The sequence below is a fragment of the Methylobacterium sp. genome, assembly GCF_028290105.1.
Taxonomy (GTDB): domain Bacteria; phylum Pseudomonadota; class Alphaproteobacteria; order Rhizobiales; family Beijerinckiaceae; genus Methylobacterium.
Genome location: NZ_JAQGKL010000231.1, coordinates 41,765 through 59,756 on the forward strand (window position 1 = coordinate 41,765; position 17,992 = coordinate 59,756).

General features: G+C 68.8%; 16 protein-coding genes. 9 read left to right on the plus strand and 7 right to left on the minus strand.

Translation table 11 applies throughout. The features are described from left to right. Positions 1–281 precede the first annotated feature (281 nt). The gene (locus tag JWQ05_RS16485; protein WP_299660557.1) at positions 282–776 is read right to left on the minus strand and encodes a MucR family transcriptional regulator; all 495 of its coding nucleotides are present in this window, start codon (positions 774–776) and stop codon (positions 282–284) included. Positions 777–1,362: 586 nt separating this feature from the next. Beyond that, entirely contained in the window at positions 1,363–1,980 is a 618-nt protein-coding gene (locus tag JWQ05_RS16490; RefSeq protein WP_366944614.1) for a class II aldolase/adducin family protein, read from the minus strand. Between the two features lie 229 nt (positions 1,981–2,209). On the opposite strand from JWQ05_RS16490, the gene JWQ05_RS16495 reads away from it, so the two are divergent. The 4 genes from JWQ05_RS16495 (at position 2,210) to JWQ05_RS16510 (ending at position 6,315) form a co-directional block, all read left to right on the plus strand. Beyond that, positions 2,210–4,837: a bifunctional acetate--CoA ligase family protein/GNAT family N-acetyltransferase gene (locus tag JWQ05_RS16495; protein ID WP_299660521.1), complete on the plus strand. Its 2,628-nt coding sequence runs from the start codon at positions 2,210–2,212 to the stop codon at positions 4,835–4,837. A gap of 401 nt (positions 4,838–5,238) precedes the next feature. Beyond that, complete coding sequence (locus JWQ05_RS16500; protein WP_238275572.1) at positions 5,239–5,448, plus strand: cold-shock protein; 210 nt, start codon at positions 5,239–5,241, stop codon at positions 5,446–5,448. 171 nt (positions 5,449–5,619) lie between these two features. Beyond that, positions 5,620–5,982, plus strand: coding sequence for a DUF6481 family protein (locus JWQ05_RS16505; protein ID WP_299660524.1), 363 nt, complete (start codon positions 5,620–5,622; stop codon positions 5,980–5,982). A gap of 138 nt (positions 5,983–6,120) precedes the next feature. Then, positions 6,121–6,315 carry a hypothetical protein gene (locus JWQ05_RS16510; protein WP_299660528.1) on the plus strand — a complete coding sequence of 65 codons (195 nt, stop codon included), beginning with the start codon at positions 6,121–6,123 and terminating at the stop codon, positions 6,313–6,315. Positions 6,316–6,398: 83 nt separating this feature from the next. Here the strand turns inward: JWQ05_RS16510 and JWQ05_RS16515 are convergent, their stop codons facing one another. Beyond that, positions 6,399–7,313, minus strand: a complete 915-nt coding sequence (locus JWQ05_RS16515) for a L,D-transpeptidase (RefSeq protein WP_299660531.1) — start codon at positions 7,311–7,313, stop codon at positions 6,399–6,401. A 375-nt stretch (positions 7,314–7,688) separates the two neighbouring features. On the opposite strand from JWQ05_RS16515, the gene JWQ05_RS16520 reads away from it, so the two are divergent. Both JWQ05_RS16520 and JWQ05_RS16525 read left to right on the plus strand, forming a co-directional pair. Continuing rightward, positions 7,689–7,883 carry a hypothetical protein gene (locus JWQ05_RS16520; protein WP_299660533.1) on the plus strand — a complete coding sequence of 65 codons (195 nt, stop codon included), beginning with the start codon at positions 7,689–7,691 and terminating at the stop codon, positions 7,881–7,883. Between the two features lie 347 nt (positions 7,884–8,230). After that, a complete protein-coding gene (locus JWQ05_RS16525) occupies positions 8,231–10,978 on the plus strand; it encodes a PAS domain S-box protein (protein WP_299660535.1) in 2,748 nt (915 codons plus the stop codon). 19 nt (positions 10,979–10,997) lie between these two features. Here the strand turns inward: JWQ05_RS16525 and JWQ05_RS16530 are convergent, their stop codons facing one another. Beyond that, entirely contained in the window at positions 10,998–12,029 is a 1,032-nt protein-coding gene (locus JWQ05_RS16530) for a GGDEF domain-containing protein (protein WP_299660537.1), read from the minus strand. A 572-nt stretch (positions 12,030–12,601) separates the two neighbouring features. On the opposite strand from JWQ05_RS16530, the gene JWQ05_RS16535 reads away from it, so the two are divergent. Beyond that, positions 12,602–13,858: a nitrate/nitrite transporter gene (locus JWQ05_RS16535; RefSeq protein WP_299660540.1), complete on the plus strand. Its 1,257-nt coding sequence runs from the start codon at positions 12,602–12,604 to the stop codon at positions 13,856–13,858. A 65-nt stretch (positions 13,859–13,923) separates the two neighbouring features. Here JWQ05_RS16535 and JWQ05_RS16540 read toward each other — a convergent pair whose 3' ends face one another. Beyond that, positions 13,924–14,688 (minus strand): ComF family protein, encoded by a 765-nt coding sequence (locus JWQ05_RS16540; protein WP_299660543.1) that lies wholly within the window; start codon positions 14,686–14,688, stop codon positions 13,924–13,926. A gap of 66 nt (positions 14,689–14,754) precedes the next feature. Further along, positions 14,755–14,982 (minus strand): hypothetical protein, encoded by a 228-nt coding sequence (locus JWQ05_RS16545; protein ID WP_299660562.1) that lies wholly within the window; start codon positions 14,980–14,982, stop codon positions 14,755–14,757. 110 nt (positions 14,983–15,092) lie between these two features. On the opposite strand from JWQ05_RS16545, the gene JWQ05_RS16550 reads away from it, so the two are divergent. Further along, the gene (locus JWQ05_RS16550) at positions 15,093–15,971 is read left to right on the plus strand and encodes a methyltransferase domain-containing protein (protein ID WP_299660544.1); all 879 of its coding nucleotides are present in this window, start codon (positions 15,093–15,095) and stop codon (positions 15,969–15,971) included. Then, entirely contained in the window at positions 15,968–16,327 is a 360-nt protein-coding gene (locus tag JWQ05_RS16555) for a DUF427 domain-containing protein (protein ID WP_299660546.1), read from the plus strand. Before JWQ05_RS16550 ends, JWQ05_RS16555 begins: the two co-directional genes overlap by 4 nt. A 23-nt stretch (positions 16,328–16,350) precedes the next feature. On the opposite strand, the gene JWQ05_RS16560 is transcribed toward JWQ05_RS16555, so the two are convergent. Continuing rightward, positions 16,351–17,907, minus strand: a complete 1,557-nt coding sequence (locus JWQ05_RS16560; protein ID WP_299660548.1) for a DUF6880 family protein — start codon at positions 17,905–17,907, stop codon at positions 16,351–16,353. Positions 17,908–17,992 lie beyond the last annotated feature (85 nt).

The following is a 17,992-nucleotide window of genomic DNA, read 5'->3' on the forward strand; positions in this document are numbered from 1 at the left end:
AACGCGCGCGGAGGACGAGGATACGCATCCGGTCGGTGAAACGGGTCGGCACACGCACTCTAAGGCTCCGACGCCGCCGGTGCCCAGCATCGACAAGGTCCAGGCGCCATTTGTGCTTTGGCCAGGACCGCGATGGTCTGTCGAAGTCGCGATAATCCCGACAGTTCACAAGCTGTGGACAACGAAACGGCGACCGAGGCCGGGCCTCGGTCGCCGCTGATGATGCCTGCCTGCGCGGTGTCGGCGTGCCTGTCGTGACGGGCACGCCGCACGCGGTCGGGTCAGCCCTGCGCGGCGACCTTCGGACGGCGGCCACGCGGCGCCGGTGCGGCTTTCACCTCCGGCTCAACGGCGGCATTGTCCTGCTTCCGGCGCTGCTGGCCGAGGCCCATGTTCTTGGCGAGCTCGGAACGGGCGGCCGCGTAGTTCGGCGCCACCATCGGGTAGTCGCTCGCAAGGTTCCACTTGGTGCGGTACTGCTCGGGAGTCATGTCGTAGCGCGTCCGCAGATGGCGCTTGAGCGACTTGAACTTCTTCCCGTCCTCCAGGCAGATGATGTAGTCGGGCGTGATCGAACGCTTGACCGAGACGGCCGGCGTCAGCGGCTCCGGCTTCTCGTCGACGGCCGACTGGTTGAGCTTGCCCAAGGTCGCATGGACCGAGCTGATCAGCGCCGGCAGATCCGCGATCGGAACCGAGTTGTTGCTGACGAACGCCGACACGATGTCGGCGGCCAATTCGATGAAGTCCGGTAGAATTTCGTCTTCTGCTGTCATCCCACACCCCTGGTTGTAGACACGTTGCGCAGCTGGCGCCGGATAGGGCACCTTCAAGCAGTCAGGCCGCGCGTTGATGATTGTGACTTACCGCCTACTATGACGTTGCAAACAAAATCGCAAGAGCAGGCTAGAGTTTTCGTGATGTGAGTTGTCTTCGACCTTAATTGATCCAGAATGTCTCAAATGCTTCGTCGTCATTGCGGAAATCCCGCCACGAACTTGCATACAATTCGGGATTTTCGCCCAGCCAGAGCGAAATTCTCCGTCGAAGATTGGGACCTTGCTCAAATGTTTAGGTTTAAATTCATACCAAAGAACGCAAACAGCTCAGGTTTGAACGATAAGCGCTCAGTCGTTTAGCCGACTTGAGCACTTCCGACTCAAATACGCTCGCCGTCTCGATCTGATCTTTTACAGCTCAAAAATACAAAGTACGATTTTGAGCGCGGCCGGACTCAACGCCGTACCGAAAAGTTTTTCGACGTTTTCCAAAGGCTGTGTCGCCGGAAAACCACTTAGGCGGTGCGGGACCTGCGTCTTCGCATCAAGGATGCACGAAGTTGTGATGTTAGGGTTGTGACAATTATTCCGGGTTGTTTGTACGGGAGCGCGGCCCGTAGGACTTGAAGCGCTCGACCGTTCGCCAGATCTCGTCGTCGGGCAGGATGACGGGCGCCCCGACTTGAAGGGCCACCGCGTATTGGCGGCAGAGGGCTTCCATCTCGACAGCGACCCAGAGCGCCTTTTGCAGGTCAGAACCCGCCGCGATCATGCCGTGATTGGCCAGGAGGCACCCGGTCCGGCCCTCCAGAGCGAGGAGGGCGGCCTGGGATAATTCCTGTGTTCCATAGGGCGCGTAGGGCGCACAGCGGATCGTAGGGCCTCCCACGGCCGCGATCATGTAATGCACCGCCGGGATCTCGCGGCCGCAGATCGCAAAGGCTGTGCAATGGGTCGGATGGGCATGAACCACGGCGCCGATTTCCGGCCGTGCCGCCAGGATGTCGCGGTGGAAACGCCATTCGGAGGAGGGGCTCAGCGCGTGCCTGAAGCCGCCGTCCCAGGTCATCGGCACGATGTCCTCGGGCCGCAGCCGCTCGGCAGGGATGCCCGACGGGGTCACGAGGAAACCGTCATCGAACCGCACGGAGACGTTGCCCGAGGTGCCCTGGCTCAGGCCGAGGGCCAGGAGATCGCGCATCGCCCCGACGAGGCCGGCGCGCACCGCCTCCTCCGACCGGATGTCGGCTGAACCCTGCGGGGGGAGGGAGGTTTGCATGCGGATCTCCGGGGCTTGGGCCCTGCATCGTTGGCGCGGCCGGTCTATAACACTCCGTACCGGACATCCGCGTCCTCTCCCGGGTTCAATCCATCCCGTTCGATCCGAAAGTCTCGACCCAGGAGTTTCCAGCCATGACGCCGTCCGCTCGATGAGCACCTACCGCTTCGAAGCACTGGTCGCGCCCCGCGCCATCGCGCTCGTGGGGTTGGAGGACGGTCCCGATGGGCTCGCGGCGGCGGCATTGGCCAATCTGCGTCGGGCCGGGTTTCCAGGCATCGTGCGGTGTATCGGCTCCGACCCCGCGGCGGGCGAAGTCGCGAGCCTCGCCGACCTCCCGGAGGCGCCGGACCTCGTGGTTCTGGCCACGCCCGCGCCGGAGATTGCCGACCAGGTGGCGTTGGCCGGGCAACGCGGCGCCGCCGCCGCGATCATCCTGACGCCGGACGTCACCGAGGCGGTCTGCGAGGCGGCCCGGGCCGAGGCCCGCCGGCACGGCTTGCGCCTACTCGGCCCCGGCAGCATTGGCCTCGCGGTGCCCGCCGCGCACCTCGACGCCAGCCTGCTCGCCCAACCGCCGAAGGCCGGCGACCTCGCCCTCGTCTCGCAATCCGGTACGGTCGCGGCCGGGATCGTGGCCTGGGCAGCCCGGCGCGACGTCGGCTTCTCCGCCGTCCTGTCGCTCGGCATCGCCTGCGACATCGACGTGGCCGACTGTCTCGACCACTTCGCCGCCGACATCCGCACCCGCGCGATCCTGCTCTCCCTCGACGTGGTGGTGGACGCGCGCAAGTTCATGTCGGCCGCCCGCGCGGCGGCGCGCGCCAAGCCGGTCGTCATCCTTCGCGCCGGCCGGCATCGCGCGTCGCCGCGCCGCAGCATCACCCATACGGGGGCGCTCGCCCGGCCCGATGCCGTCTACGAGGCCGCCTTCCGCCGGGCCGGCCTCCTCTCCGTCGACAGCCTCGATGCGATGTTCTCCGCAGTCGAGACCCTCGGGCGTCAGCGGCCCTTCCCCGGCCAGCGCCTCGCCATCCTCGGCAACGGGCGCGGCATCGGTGCGCTGGCGGCCGACCACCTCGCCGACCAGGGCGGAACGCTGGCGGCGGCCGGCGCCCTGGGCAACCCGGTGGACCTCGGGGTCGCTGCGGGTCCCAAGGCCTATGCCGACGCGCTGGCGCCCCTGCTCGCCGATTCCGGCAACGACGCGGTCCTGGCGGTACACGTACCCACCGCGCGCTCGGACAGCGCGGAGGTCGCCGCCTCGATCGCCGACACGGTGACGCGAGTGCGCCGGGAGACCGGGCGCAAGAAGCCGGTCTTCGCGGTCACGATCGGCGAGGAGGCCGACGCCGCGAGCCGCCTGGCCGAAGCCGGCATCCCGCGCTTTGCCACCGATTCCGATGCGGTCGAAGGCTTCCTCCACCTCGTGCGCTACCGCGAGGCACAGGACGACCTGATGCGCACGCCGGATTCGCTGCCCCGCGATTTCTCCCCCGACGTCGAGACCGCCCGCGCCATCGTGGCCCGCGCCTTGAGCGACGGCCAGACCTGGCTCGACCCAGTGGCGGTGTCGGACCTGCTCGCCGCCTACCGCATCGACAGCGTGCCGCTGACGCTGGCCCCCGATATCGATGCGGCGGCCACCGCCGCCTGGAGCATCATCGCCACGGGGGGCGCGGTGGCGCTGAAGGTCGTCTCCCCCGACATCGTGCACAAATCCGACGTCGGAGGCGTGCGCCTCGACCTCACCAGTGAGGCCGACGTGCGTGCGGCCGCCGCCGACATCATCGCCCGGGCCCGCCGCCTCGCGCCGGATGCGCGCATCACGGGTTTTGCCGTGCAGCCGATGATCCGGCGGGGCAAGCAGCGCGAACTCATCGCGGGCCTGGCCGAGGATCCGACCTTCGGACCCGTCGTGGTGTTCGGGCGCGGCGGCACCGCCGTCGAGGTCATCGACGACCGGGCGCTCGGCTTGCCGCCCCTGGACCTGCGGCTCGCCTCCGATCTCATCGACCGCACCCGCGTGGCGCGGCGGCTGGCGGCCTACCGCGACGTACCGGCGGTGGACCGGCACGCGGTCGCCCTGGTTCTCGTCAAGCTCGCGCAACTGGCGGCCGATTGCCCGGAGGTGCGCGAACTCGACATCAATCCGCTGCTCGCCGACGAAACCGGAGCGCTCGCCCTCGACGCCCGCGTGATGGTGGCGCCCGAGAGTGCGGGCGCGCGCGCGCGCGGCACCTCTCACCCGCGCTTCGCCATCCGGCCCTATCCGGTGGAGTGGGAACGCCAGCTGACCCTCAAGGGCGAAACGGTGACGGTGCGCCCGGTGCGGCCCGAGGACGAAGCCTTGTTCCTCACCTTCTTTCAGTCCGTCAGTGCCGAGGACCTGCGCCTGCGCTTCTTTGCGCCGGTCCGCGACTTCAACCATGCCTTCCTGGCCAAGCTCACGCAGCTCGACTACTCGCGCGCCATCGCCTTCGTGGCCATCGACGCGACGAGCGGCCTGATGCTCGGCGCCGTCCGCCTGCACGCCGACGCCAATCACCGGAGCGGCGAGTACGCCATTCTCATCCACGGCGATCGCAAGGGCACCGGCCTCGGCCACGCCCTCATGAGTCTGATGATCGACTGGGCGCAGATCGAAGGCCTGGCGCGGGTGGAAGGCACGGTGCTGCGCGAGAACCGGCCGATGCTCGCCGTATGCCGGCAGCTCGGCTTCACCGCGCGGCCGGACACGGAGGATCCCGGCGTGGTGAAGGTGTCGCTCGCCTTGTAGCGCCGCCCCGTCGCGCGGATGCGTGCGGTTGTCGGCGTCCTCAGGAGCGGGCGCGATGAACCGGTGCCGGGGCCTTCGACGCCGCGATCCGCCGGGAGGAAGTCGGCCGGGAGACAAATGTCCTCCCGAATCGCCGGGCCATACGGTCGAGCCGATCCGGAGGAAAGTCTTCGCGTCGGCCAGCGGCCCGGCCCGGTGGCCGATGATGACTTTACAATCGGTTTGCAAAATCGGCGGGCATCGGGTAGACAGACGTCATCAACCCAGCGGCGGACTTTGTTGGATCTGACTTCGGTGAGAAGTCGGTGGCCTCGATGTACCGCTCTGGTTCGATGACGGAGACGGCCGCGCACGATCGCGTGGACCTCCGGCAAATAAGCCCGCAAGGGCGAAGGAATATGATGGCTGTCGGTACTGTTAAGTGGTTCAACGAGACTAAGGGTTTCGGTTTCATCCAGCCGGATAACGGCGGCAACGACGTGTTCGTGCACATTTCGGCTGTCGAGCGCGCCGGCCTTCGTGGCCTCGCCGAAGGCCAGAAGGTCTCGTACGAGATGGAAACTGACAAGCGCAGCGGCAAGCAGTCCGCCGGCAGCCTCCAGACCGTCTGATCGTGACGGGCTCCCGCTTCAGGGAGCTCAGTCCGTTTCAAAAGCCGCTTCCCGGAAGGGAGGCGGCTTGCTTGTGTTTCAGGTCTCCCGTGAGCCGGGAGGCTTGATCTTCGCTTCATCACTCTCGGGGAGCGTGCGCCGCGTGCGGCCTCCCGCATAACAGGATTCTGTGTGAGCCAATTCAACCCGAACTCGATGACCGACCGCCTCAAGGCCGCTAACGAAGCCCGCGCCGCCGCGCTGGCGCGTTTCCGCGATCGTCCGCCGGCAGATGATCCGGTCGTCGTCGCTCGCAAGGCAGAGCGCGCCCAGATCGCGCGGGAGCGGGAAATCCGCGTTGCCGCACGGGAGCAGGCCCGGCTCGAGGCGGAAGCCCAGCGGGCTGCCGAGGCCGAGGCCGAGCGCGAGCGGCTCGCCGCTGAGGAAGCGCGTTCCGCCGAGGAGAAGATCGCTCAGGCCGCGGCCGCGCGTCTGGAGCAGAAGGCGCAGCGCGATGCGCGTTACGCCGCACGCAAGGCCAAGGCGCGCCGCTGAGCGCCATCACGTCCTGAGCGCGCGGCGCTCAGATCCGAGACGGGTTCCACAGAGCCCGTCTCATTCTCGGTTGGCCGTATTCGGCTGCCCGTCGTGGCGCGCCCTGCGCGTCCGACATTGATTTCGGAGACGCCTGTCATGTCCCACAAGTTCAAGATTGGCCAGCGCGTGCGCCGGGCCCAGATCGGCTACGCCGCGAGCAAGGTCGATTCGACCGACGTCTTCGAGGTCGTGCGTCTCGTCCCCGAGGATCAGACCGGCGAACCGTTCTACCGCATCAAGTCAGGCTCCACCGAGCGCGCCGTGCGCGAAGGCGAGATCACGGAGGTCTGAGCCGCCCGCGCCCGCATCGGGAAGTCACAGGCTTTTCCATAGTCAGCTCCCTCGCCCGCCAACGGGAGAGGGAGCTGAATTTTTTAGCTCAGCACCACCACGCGGCTGCCGATCTCGACGCGGCCGTAGAGGTCGATCACGTCCTGGTTGATCATCCGGATGCAGCCCGACGAGACGCTCTTGCCGATCGAATCCGGCTCCAGGGTGCCGTGGATGCGGTATAGCGTGTCCTTGTTGCCCTGCCAGAGATAATGGGCGCGTGCGCCGAGCGGGTTGTGCGAGCCGCCGGGAACGCCGAGGCCGCTCTGGAGCTGCGAGACGGAATTCGCCAGCTTCGGCGTGCGGGCGATCATCTCCTTTGGCGGATACCAGTCAGGCCACATCTGCTTCGAGTTCACCGTCGAGGCACCGGACCAGGAGAAACCCTGCTTGCCGACGCCGACGCCGTAGCGCCGCGCCCGGCCGTTGGGCTGGACCAGGACGAGGTGGTGCGCGCGCGGGTCGATCACGATGGTGCCCGGGGGCTCCGAGCCCGTGTAGGCGATTTCCTGGCGCAGGAAGGACGGGTTCGTCTTGCGCCAGTTGAAGGCGTAGACCGGGAACGGCTCGTCGGTGATCGCCGCGTAGGCGCGATTGTAGTCGATCGGACCGTTGTCGATGGGCTTGGCGGGCGCCGCCTGCTGGGCCGAGGCCGGCGGGACCTGACGCGGCGCGTAGACGTCGGCATCCGGATCGGGCGCCCGGCCGCGCTGAGCGCCCATGCGGTCCAGGTTGCGATCGGCGCCGCGCTCCGAATAGGGCACGTACTGACCGCCGCGCCGACGGTAGAGCCGGCCCATCTCGTCCCGGTAGAGACGCTCGTCGTCGTAGGGGACGTCGGCGTCGATGCCGTCGTCGAAGGGACCACGCGCCTGCGCGAGGGCGGAGCCGATGGGCGTGAGGAGCGCGAGGGTCGTGGTCGCTCCCGTGAGAAGCGTGCGGCGGGTCGTTTCGGACATGGACAGTTGCTCGAGAAGTCGTCGTGGACGTGGATGACGTGAGGCGGACCTAGCAAGTCAATCCCCGCACGTCACGTCACGTTGATGATTGATCAGCATTGCGCCGGCACCAAAGCTCGTCTGCGATGCACGGCGAGCACAACTTTGCGGGTAAAGTCGGAAGCAAGCCCGGGAAGATCCCCCGCGTATTCACCATGTCGGCGCTAAGGTGTGGGGCAGCACGTCGAAGCGGTTGCAAGGCGGTTGCAAAAGTCGGGGCCGTGCCGACATAGATGACGGCCCGTCGGGGCCCCCCACACTCCAAGATATGGAACGCGACCCGTGCCGGTCCCTCCGCGTCCCTCTTTCCGCGCGCGCCGTCTGGCGTTCGCGGCCTTGCTGATTCTCGGCGCGACGCCGGGTGAGGCGCGGGCGGGGCAAAGCCCGGCTGCGCGTCCGCCGGCGCCGCCCATTCCCGACACCACCTGGACCTCCAGCGAGCCGGAGAATGCAGCCTGCCAGCGCAGCCGGCGCAAACTCTGGAATCCGAGCGAGGGCTGGGTCGTGCGCACCATCACGGTGTGTCGCTGAGGTTTTTGTGTCGGCGCCACAACCAAAGGTGTCGCGGGGCCGACGGGAAGACGTGACGGGCATCCGGATGTCCGTTGGCGCATCGTCGCCATACGGGTGGTCGGGTGTAATGGACGAGGTCACGGCGCGGGACGTCCGGAAAGGCCGCGTCGATCCGCTCGCTCTTCGGGCGCTGATGTCCCGGGCCGCGCATGCGCTTGTGAAAAGCGCAAGCCGTGCGGCGGTTGCACGTTAGGCAATCCGCCCACCTTTAGGTACAGGTGGCTTGGCCATGCGTCCGATGGGGGATCGGTCGGACGTCCGTCTGTCCCGCCGATGCGCCGGAGCGACCGCGGCCGGAGGGGCGATTGAGCACGAGCGACGAAACCGACCCGCGACGCAAGGCCTTGGCCCGCTACGGCGTCCTCGACACGGCTCCGGAGGGCGCGTTCGACGATATCGTCAAGCTCGCGTCGATGCTCCTCGAAATGCCGGTCTCGCTGATCTCGCTGGTGGACGTCGACCGTCAGTGGTTCAAGGCCCGCGTCGGGTTCGAGCGGCCCGAGACGAGCCTGCGCGAATCGATCTGCGCCCACGCCGTGCAGCAGGACGACCTCTTCGTCATCGCCGACACCACCCGGGACCCGCGCACCGCAGGCAATCCCCTGGTCACCGGCGCCCCCCACGTCCGGTTCTACGCCGGCATGCCCCTGCGCACGCCGGAGGGCGTCGCCCTCGGTACCCTGTGCGTCCTCGACAGCCGGCCGCGCGACCTCACGGAGGCGCAGGCCTTCATCCTGCGCACGCTCGCACGACAGGTGATGACCGAACTCGACCTGCGCCGGACGATCAGGGAGCGTCGGGAGACCGATCGGCGCAACGAAGCGATCATCGAGAGCGCCATCGATTACGGCATCGTGGCCATGGACCTCGACGGGCTGGTCACGAGCTGGAACGTCGGGGCCGAGCGCATCCTCGGCTGGGGCGAGGCCGAGATGCTGGGTCGGGCCGCCGACCTGTTCTTCACGAAGGCCGACCGGGAGAACGGCACGCCCGAGCGCGAGATGCGCATCGCCCGCGAGATCGGCCGGGCCAACGACGAGCGCTGGCACCTGCGCAAGGACGGAACCCGCTTCTGGGCGATGGGCGAGATGATGCCCCTGAAGGGCGAGGACGACGCCCATATCGGCTATCTCAAGATCCTGCGCGACCGCACCGCCCAGCGCAAGGCGGACGAAGCCCTGCTCAAGCAGACGGCCCTGCTCCAGACCGTCACCGACCACCTGACCGAAGCGGTGTTCCGGCTCACGCGCGACGACATCGTCACCTTCGCCAACCCGGCGGCGGAGGCCATGCTCGGCTGGCCGCCGGGCGGCCTGATCGGTCGCAACCTCCACGAGACCGCCCACCACCACCATGCCGATGGCCGGGCGTTTCCGAGTGGCGATTGCGAGGTGGTCCGGGCCCTGCGCAGCGGCGAGCCCCTGCGGGAGCGATCCACCACCTTCTTCCGCCGCGACGGCACCCCCATCGACGTCGTCACCACCAATGCGCCGATCATCGAGGACGGCGTGGTGCAGGGGGCGGTGCTGACGCTCACCGACGTGACCGAGCGCCGGGCCGCGAGCACGCGCCTGCGCCGCAGCGAGGAGCGCCTGACCCTCGCCCTCAACGCCTCGGGCATGATCGGCACCTGGGACTGGGACCTGCGCGAGAACATCATCTACGCCGACGCGAACTTCGCGCGGATCTACACCGTCGACCCGGACCGCGCCGCCGCGGGTGCGCCACTCGAGGCGTACATCCGCAATTTCCACCCCGATGACATGCCGATGTTCCAGGCCGAACTCGACCGCCTCTTCGCGGGCGCCGAGGAATTCGCCTGCGAGTACCGCATCCTCCAGCCGGACGGCTCGCATCGCTGGGTGATCGCGCGCGGGCGCCTCGTGCGGGCCGCCGACGGCACGCCGCTGCGCTTTCCCGGCGCCTCGGTGGATATCACCGACCGAAAGCGCGCCGAGGAGCGCCAGGCCGCCCTCGTCGAACTCGGCGAGCGCCTGCGCGCGCTGCAGGACCCGGACGAGATGGCCTTCGCGGCGGCCGAAATCGCGGGCCGCACCCTCGGGCTGACCCGGGCGGCCTACGGGACCCTCGACCGGACGGGCGAGTATCTCGACATTGTCCGGGACTGGACCTTGCCCGACGTGCCGAGCCTCGTCGGCCGGCATCTCTATGCCGATTATGGCTCGTACCTACCCGAGCTCCGCGAGGGCCGGGACGTCGTCATCGCCGACGTGGAGCAGGACCCGCGCACCGCCGGCCAGCCGAACGGTTTTCGTGCCCTCGACGTGCGCACCGTGATCAACCTGCCCCTGATGGAGCGCGGGCAATTGGTGGCGGTGTTCTGCCTGCACGATGCCAAGCGGCGCAACTGGACACCCGAGATCCTCGACTTCGTGCGCAACGTCGTCGACCGCACCCGCGCCGCCGTGGCCCGGCTGCGCGCGGAGGAGCAGCAGGAACTCGTCAACCGCGAGCTCAGCCACCGCATGAAGAACCTGCTGGCGATGGTGCAGTCGATCGCGACGCAGACCATGCGCTCGGCCGTCGACGTCGACACCGCCAAGGAGGTGCTTGCCGGCCGTCTCATCGCTCTGGGCCAGGCTCACGACCTCCTGATGGGCGGAGCACTCGGCAGCACGCTGATCGGGCCCGTGGTGCGCGGCGCGCTCAAGCTGCACGAGGACCGGCCCGGTCGCTTCCACCTCGATGGTCCGGATCTGGAGATCGGCGCCAAGCCCGCCCTGTCGCTGGCGCTGATGCTGCACGAACTCGCCACCAACGCGGCCAAGTACGGGGCGCTCTCGGAAGATGCCGGCCACGTCGCCATCCGGTGGGACGTGCGCGAGGAAGCCGACGAGCCCCACCTCGTCTTTTCATGGGCCGAGATCGGCGGACCGCCGGTGGTGAGCCCCGCGCGCAAGGGCTTCGGCTCGCGCTTCATCGAGCGGGGCCTCGCGGGTCAGGTTGGCGGCACCATCGCGCTCGCATTCCCTCCGGATGGCGTCACCTGCGCCATCGCCGCGCCGCTGGCGGCCTTCCAGGCCGATACCTGAGGGCAGTCGTCGAGACCGGTCAGCTCGCCAGGGCCAGGTCCGGGGGCGTCGTCGTATCGTTCGATCCGCCGCGATACAGGACGCAGCGCCCCTTTCCCTGGAGCTTGGCGCCGTAAAGGGCTTCATCCGCCCGGGCCATCAACGTCGCCAGGGTCGTGCGCTGGCGGACCCCGAAGGCGATCCCGACGCTGACCCCGATACTGGCCAGGACCGAATCCTCGATCTGGTAGGGAAGCGACAGCGCCTTCACGAGCTTGATGCCCAAAGCCTGCATCGCGCGCTCGTCCGTCAACGCGGTCAGGACGAGGAATTCGTCGCCGCCCAACCGGCAGATCGCGGCGGAGGGGTCGCAGCTCTGGCCGAGGCGTTCGCCGACCTGGAGCAGCAGGAAATCCCCGGCCGCGTGTCCGAGTCGGTCGTTGACCTGCTTGAAGCCGTCGAGGTCGAGGTAGAACAGCGCCACCGTCCCGTCCGCCTGACCCTCGCGCGCGAACGCCTCGTCGAGGCCGCGCCGGTTGAGGAGCTTGGTGAGCGGGTCGATGCTCGATTGCTTCCGGCTCTCGACCTCGGCCGTCAGGGCACGGATCATCGTGGCGCGCTGCTGCCGGATGAGGCTGACATTGATCACCACGAAGATCACGCTCTGGATCACGAGGAGCGGGATGAACTCCGGGGCGATGCAGGCGAAGCTCACCTTGAAGCTGAGATCGATGATGTTGGTCTGCGCCAAGGCGTAGCGCGGTGCTGCGAAATTGCGCCCGATGATGCCCCCGACGGCGCCGAGCCCCGAGGCCAGTGCCACGATCATCATTGGCATGTCGCCCGCAACGACGATGAGAACGATCGTGATCCCCTGCAACATCGTCCAGAGCAGGCCGCTGGCAAAGAGTAGGTCGGACGGCTCCTGCGGCCGGCGCAGGCATCGCAGCCGTAAAGCCAGGAGGCCCGCGTCCATCGCGGCGATGCCCAGGAACAGGAGGTTGCCGGAGCGGATGTAGGCGATCAGCGCGATGATCACGGTGTTGCAGGCGCCGACCACAAGTGCCGCCACCGAGGTGAACAATCCAGAGAAGAGGCGCTGCCTGATTTCAGGCGTCAATTCGGCGCCGACATCCATCATCCAGCGGATCGGTGCCGATCGGGGTTCTTGGCAGGGGATCGACATCTTTGCAGGGCTCGCCGTCGGGAGGCGGAAGATTGGAAACCTCCGCGTTAAGATTGTATTTTCCAGCCCGACGACGGCCTTGCTGCGTGCGTTCTCTCGAAGAACATCGTGGACGAACGGTGACGACTACCCGCGCAATTGGCGTCGTCGACGCTGCGGCACCATTCAAACGGCCGCGCTCGGACGAAGGCCCCGCGCGAGGCCGCCGGATCGATCGACGGTTTCGCGAGCCTCATTCTTGAGCGCTGCCGCTTTCCTCGGCAGGCGGCCCCGCGGCGTCGGCGGTATATCCGAGAGCGCAGGCCCTTCGGATCGACTGGCACGGATGGTGCTACCCGGCCGGTGTCGCTCGATGGAGCGGCGCGCGGAGCAAAGGCGCTTCGCAACGCGGACGGCGTGAGTCCGGATCCCTTGGCACGAGCGGCCGCCGCGCGGCTGCGAACCTCGAGACGCACTCCATGGCCAGCTTCAAGACCGTGATGAAATCCGGTCACCCCCCGACCCTGTTCGCCGCGTTCCTCTACTTCGATTTCTGCTTCGCGATCTGGGTGCTGAACGGCGCGATGGGCCCGTTCATCACCGAGACCTACAAGCTCAGCCCGGCCCAGACCGGGTTCATGATCTCGCTGCCGATCCTGGCCGGCGCGATCATGCGGTTTCCGCTGGGTATTCTCGCCCAGTATATCGGGCGCAAGAACGCCGCGATCGCCGAGATGAGCATCATCATGCTCGCGATGGCCTTCGGCTTCTTCTACGTGAACACCTATGACGAGGTGCTCGCCATGGGCGTGCTGCTCGGCATCGCCGGTGCCTCGTTCGGCGTCGCCCTCTCCCTGGGCTCGGGCTGGTTCCCGAAGGAGCACAAGGGCCTGGCGATGGGTATCGCGGGCGCCGGCAATTCCGGCACCGTGCTCGCAGTGCTGTTCGCGCCCCCGCTGGCCCAGGCCTATGGCTGGCAGACCGTGTACGGCTTTGCCGGCTGCGTCATGGCGATCCCGCTCATCGTCATGATCGTCTTCGCCAAGGAGCCGCCGGACGCCGAGCACCAGTCCTTCAAGGAGCACATCTCCTGCCTGTTCCAGAAGGACGGCTGGTCGTTCAACCTGATCTACATCATCACCTTCGGCGGCTTCATCGGCCTGTCGAACTTCCTGCCGACCTTCTTCTACGAGCAGTTCGCGGTGACGAAGGTCGAGGCCGGGCGCCTCACCATGCTGGCCGCCCTGATGGGCTCGGGCATCCGCGTCGTCGGCGGCTACTTCGCCGACCGGATCGGCGGCATCCTGGTCCTCTCCGTGGTGCTGCTCGCGGCGGTCGGGTCCTTCCTACTCCTCACCGCGACACCGTCGCTGGTCATCACCACGGCGCTGTTCATGCTCTGCTTTGCGGCACTCGGGGCCGGCAACGGCGCCCTGTTCCAACTCGTGCCCCTGCGCTGGCCGGCCAACACGGCGGTGGCGGGCTCCATGATCGGCGAGGTCGGGGCGCTGGGCGGCGCGATCCTGCCGAACGTGATGGGGCTGTCGAAGCAGTATACCGGCTCCTTCGCCTACGGTTTCGTCGGTTACGCGATCTTCGCGGCCGTGGTGCTCGTCTGCCTCCTCGTCTGGCAGCGCAGGTGGGTGGGGACCTGGGTCGGGCCGCGCGGCAAGGTGCTCACGCCGGCCAGCCCGGCCAGCGACAATGCCCGCGGGCTCGACCCGATCACCGCCTGACCGGCTCAACCTATCGGAGACTGTTCGAGCGGGGGCCTGGATGGCCCCCCTTCTCGGTCACCGGATCAGGCCGCCTCGCCCGAGACGAGGGCGAAGGTGAGCACGTCGACGGACGCGGCGCCGCCGCGTAGGAGCACGCGGGAGGCCGCGTTCGCGGTGGCGCCCGTGGTCATCACATCATCGATGAGCAGGATACGGCGGCCCTGAAGGGCGCCGCGCGCCGCCGCCGGCACCCGGAAGGCGCCCTGGAGGTTCGTCGCGCGCCCCACCCGGCTCAGACCCACCTGCGAGCGGGTGGCCTTCACGCGTTTCAGGTAGCCGGGCTCGCTCGGCCGTCCCGCGATCCGGCCGATGCGGTTCGCCAAGAGGGCCGCTTGGTTGAAACGTCGGCGCCACAGGCGGAAGCGATGCAACGGCACCGGCACGAGGCAGTCGGCTTCGCCGAGAAGCTCCGATCCGGCGCCTGCCATCATCCGTGCCAGCACGGCGGCAAGGTCGAGCCGGTCTTCGTATTTGAGCCGGTGCACGAGGTCGCGGGCCCCGCCCTCGTAGAGGGCGACGGCCCTGGCGCGCGCGAAGACGGGGGGATCCGCGATGGCGCGGGCCGAGAGCAGGATGCCGGTGCCGTGGTCGACACCGAAGGGCGTGCCGAGGCGCTGGCAGTAGGGTCGCTCGATCAGCCGCAGGCCCGACCAGCAGGCCGGGCAGAGGGCGTGGGGATCGGCGATGGCGCCGCCGCAGCCGGAGCAGGTCGGCGGGTAGACCAGGGCCAACGCCCCCCGCCCGAGTCTGCGGAGGGCTGCGTAGCTGAAGCGAGCGGCGGGAGCCATGAGAGCCAACCCTACCGCCCATCAGGAGGGAAGGCGACGTCTTAAAGAGACGTCGTGCGGCGGCCCTCAGCGCGCCGGTTGCGCCTGATCCTGATTCTGCTGGCGGTCGCGCTTGTTCGCCTGGTGACGCCCGACGGCGCAGCCCGCCGCCGCACCGAGCACGCCGTGCCCGGCCACGTGACCCGCCAGGCCGCCGACGATCGCGCCCTTGATGCAGCCCTTGGCCTCGGCGCCCGTCGGGCTGAGGGAAAGACCCGCGAGGGTAAGGGCGGTGCCGAACAGAATGGCTTTCATGATATCGATCTCCGGGTTCACAAATGAAATCCCGACGCCTCAACACACAGGGGCGCTTTCGCGTTCCGGGTGCTGGCGCGGCCCGCCGCCGCGCGCCATCTAACGGCGTGATGACGCCGCCCCCGCTCTTCGACACAAGCCTCGCCCGCCGCCGCCTCGCCCGCGCCCACCGGGCCGGCTACGCCGATTTCCTGCTGCGCCGGGTGGTGGACGACCTCGACGACCGCCTCGGGGCGGTTTTGCGCAGCTTTCCCATGGCCGTCGATCTCGCGACGCCGTCGCCCCTGGCGGCGCAGCGCCTGCGCGTGAGCGGCCGGGCGGAACGGGTCCTGCGCCTGTCGCCGCTGATGGAGCCCGGCGCCGCCCTGGCCGACCCCGAAGCACTGCCGCTGCCGGCTCAAGGCTTCGATCTGGCGGTCTCGCTGCTCGCCCTGCAGCACGTGAACGACCTGCCCGGGACCCTGGCGCAGGTGCGCCGCGCCCTGCGTCCGGACGGCCTGTTCATCGGCTGCCTCCTCGGCGGTCGCACCCTCACCGAGTTGCGTCAGGCCTTCGGCGAGGCCGAGAGCGAGGTCGAGGGCGGCATCAGTCCGCGCGTGGCGCCCTTCGCGGAGGTGCGCGAGATGGGGGGCCTGCTCCAGCGCGCCGGCTTTGCTTTACCGGTGACGGATGTGGAGACGCTCACGGTGCGTTATCCCGACCCCTTCGCGCTGATGCGCGACCTGCGCGCCATGGGGCTCACCAACGTGTTGACCGAGCGACGGCGGACCCCCCTGCGCCGGGCGACGCTGATGCGCGCCGCCGCCCTCTACGCCGAGCGCTTCGCCGATGCGGATGGGCGCCTGCGCGCCAGCTTCGAGATCCTCTGGCTCTCCGGCTGGGCCCCCCACGAGAGCCAGCAGAAGCCGCTGAAGCCCGGCTCCGCGCAGACACGCCTCGCCGACGCACTGAACACCACCGAGCGGAACTCGAAGGGAGAGACACCATGAAAGAGCCCGGACCGGATCATCCGATCCACATCGCGCCGCATCACGGGCGCATCCGCGTCCGGCTGGCCGGCACGCTCCTGGCGGAGACCGAGGCGGCCCTGGTCCTGACCGAGGCCGCGTATCTGCCCGTCCTCTACATTCCCCGTGGCGACGCGCGCTGGGAACATTTCGCCGCGAGCACCCGGCGCAGCCACTGCCCGTACAAGGGCGATGCATCCTATTTCAGCCTGACCACGCCGGATGCGACGCGGCCGGACGCGGTCTGGAGCTATGCCGAGCCCTATCCGGCGGTGGCGGCCATCGCGGGCTATCTGGCGTTCTATCCGGACCGGGTCGATCCGATCGAAGGGATCTGAACGAGCCCCGCTGCCCCCGACGGTCAATCCCGGACCTGGCCCCAGAACGCCGCCTTCCGCCCGTGCCTGCGGCGCAGACCTTCGCGGTATTCCTGCGGGTCGGGGCTGATGCTTCCCGGCTCCAAGTGACCGGCCAAGTGGCCGAGGGCGGTCAGGTAGCGCGCGGCGTAGCCGTAGGCACTGGTCCGGCTACGCTCCAGGATCGCGTCGATCAGGAGGCGGTAGAGATCGGTGGCCGCCCGGGCCTCGGTGCGTTCCAGGGCCTCGGCGGCGGGCGCCAGGATCTCGTAGCGCCCGCCGTCCCAGCTGCCGCGATGGGCCGCCACGAGGCGGGCCGCGCGGGCGGGGTGCGGCCAATGCGTGAAGAAGGCGAGCGCCCGGTAGCGGTCGGGATGGGCTTCGACCACCGCGAAAGCCCGGTCCAGGGCCGCGTCGTCCTCGAAATCCGGCAGCTTGGCGAGGTAGGCGCGCAGCATGTCGCGGTCGAGGTAGGCCTCGAACTGGCGCCAGCGCAGCGCCTGCGCGGTCTCGGTTTCGCCAAGGGCGTCCAGGATGCGGACCTCCAGCGCGGCGCGCGCACGCTCGGGCGCCGATGTGTCGAACGCTCCGAAGACCAAGTCCTCGTGCGTGACGATGCGGGCGCTGCGCGCCTGCGGCCGTCGAACCCAGGCGAGGGCTTCCCCCGCCCGTCCCGCCGCGAGGAGACGCTCGGCGATCGGCACGCCGTTCGGGGAGCCGGAGGCGCGTTCGGTCTCGAGGTCGATGAAGGCGTCGACGTCGCCGGTGCGGTCGGCGAGCGCCTGGCGCATCCGCACGAGGCGAGAGCGCTCGGCCTCCGCGCGCCAGTCCTGCTCGCGCCCCGCGGCGTCGGGGCGCGGGGGCGTCGCCGCGCTCAGTGCCGCATCCAGCGGTGCCAGCGTTGCCTCGGGCAGCCTCGGGATCAGGTCGTGGAGCAGGCGTTCCACCAGCCCGTATCCGTCCGTCTCAAGCCGCGCCACGAGGCGCAGGGACATGGCGGCGGCCTCGGGGCCCGTCAGGTCCACGATCAGCGTGGCGGCGGCATCGGCGGCCCGCTCGTAGACGCCGTGGATGCGGCCGCTCGAATCGTCGGACCGTCCCAGCACGTCCCCGGCTCCCCCGAGGAAACGGATCAGCCGCTCGAGGCCCGAGCCGGGGTCGAGCGTCGCGAGCTCGTTCACCACGGTGGTGAGCATGGCGTCGAGGTCGGCGGCGAAGGCGCGCTGCTTCTGCCAGTCGATGTAGCCCTGGCCCCGTTCGAGGGCGGTGAGGCGCCGGTCGATCAGGGCCGCGACGGCGTCCGGCCCCTGCAGGCTCGCCACCGCCGCCGTCACCAGTTTCTTGAAGCCGGGGTTGCGGGCGGTCTCGGCCAGCACGAGTCCGATCAGGCGCTTCAGCCCGAGTTCGGTGAGGGTCTCGGGCGTCGGCGTGGTCTTTCGCGAGACGCGCTTCGGCTTCGCGGGGGCGGCTTTCGATGCCGTGGCCGCGGTCTGGGCCGCTTTCCGGGGCGCCTTCACCGTCGCGCCGGGGGCCTTCGGGGTCGCCGCTGCCTTACGCGCCATGCTCCGCTTCCCCCGACACGGAAAAACCTCGGCCGGACCGTCCGGCGCCCCATAGATCAGGGTCCGAGCAGGTCCAGCAAGAATG

Bases quoted from the DNA above. Each gene is read 5' to 3' on its own strand.
- JWQ05_RS16485 (WP_299660557.1), bottom strand. From the start codon at position 776: ATGACAGCAGAAGACGAAATTCTACCGGACTTCATCGAATTGGCCGCC.
- JWQ05_RS16490 (WP_366944614.1), bottom strand. From the start codon at position 1,980: ATGCGCGATCTCCTGGCCCTCGGCCTGAGCCAGGGCACCTCGGGCAAC.
- JWQ05_RS16495 (WP_299660521.1), top strand. From the start codon at position 2,210: ATGAGCACCTACCGCTTCGAAGCACTGGTCGCGCCCCGCGCCATCGCG.
- JWQ05_RS16500 (WP_238275572.1), top strand. From the start codon at position 5,239: ATGGCTGTCGGTACTGTTAAGTGGTTCAACGAGACTAAGGGTTTCGGT.
- JWQ05_RS16510 (WP_299660528.1), top strand. From the start codon at position 6,121: ATGTCCCACAAGTTCAAGATTGGCCAGCGCGTGCGCCGGGCCCAGATC.
- JWQ05_RS16515 (WP_299660531.1), bottom strand. From the start codon at position 7,313: ATGTCCGAAACGACCCGCCGCACGCTTCTCACGGGAGCGACCACGACC.
- JWQ05_RS16535 (WP_299660540.1), top strand. From the start codon at position 12,602: ATGGCCAGCTTCAAGACCGTGATGAAATCCGGTCACCCCCCGACCCTG.
- JWQ05_RS16540 (WP_299660543.1), bottom strand. From the start codon at position 14,688: ATGGCTCCCGCCGCTCGCTTCAGCTACGCAGCCCTCCGCAGACTCGGG.
- JWQ05_RS16545 (WP_299660562.1), bottom strand. From the start codon at position 14,982: ATGAAAGCCATTCTGTTCGGCACCGCCCTTACCCTCGCGGGTCTTTCC.
- JWQ05_RS16550 (WP_299660544.1), top strand. From the start codon at position 15,093: ATGACGCCGCCCCCGCTCTTCGACACAAGCCTCGCCCGCCGCCGCCTC.
- JWQ05_RS16555 (WP_299660546.1), top strand. From the start codon at position 15,968: ATGAAAGAGCCCGGACCGGATCATCCGATCCACATCGCGCCGCATCAC.
- JWQ05_RS16560 (WP_299660548.1), bottom strand. From the start codon at position 17,907: ATGGCGCGTAAGGCAGCGGCGACCCCGAAGGCCCCCGGCGCGACGGTG.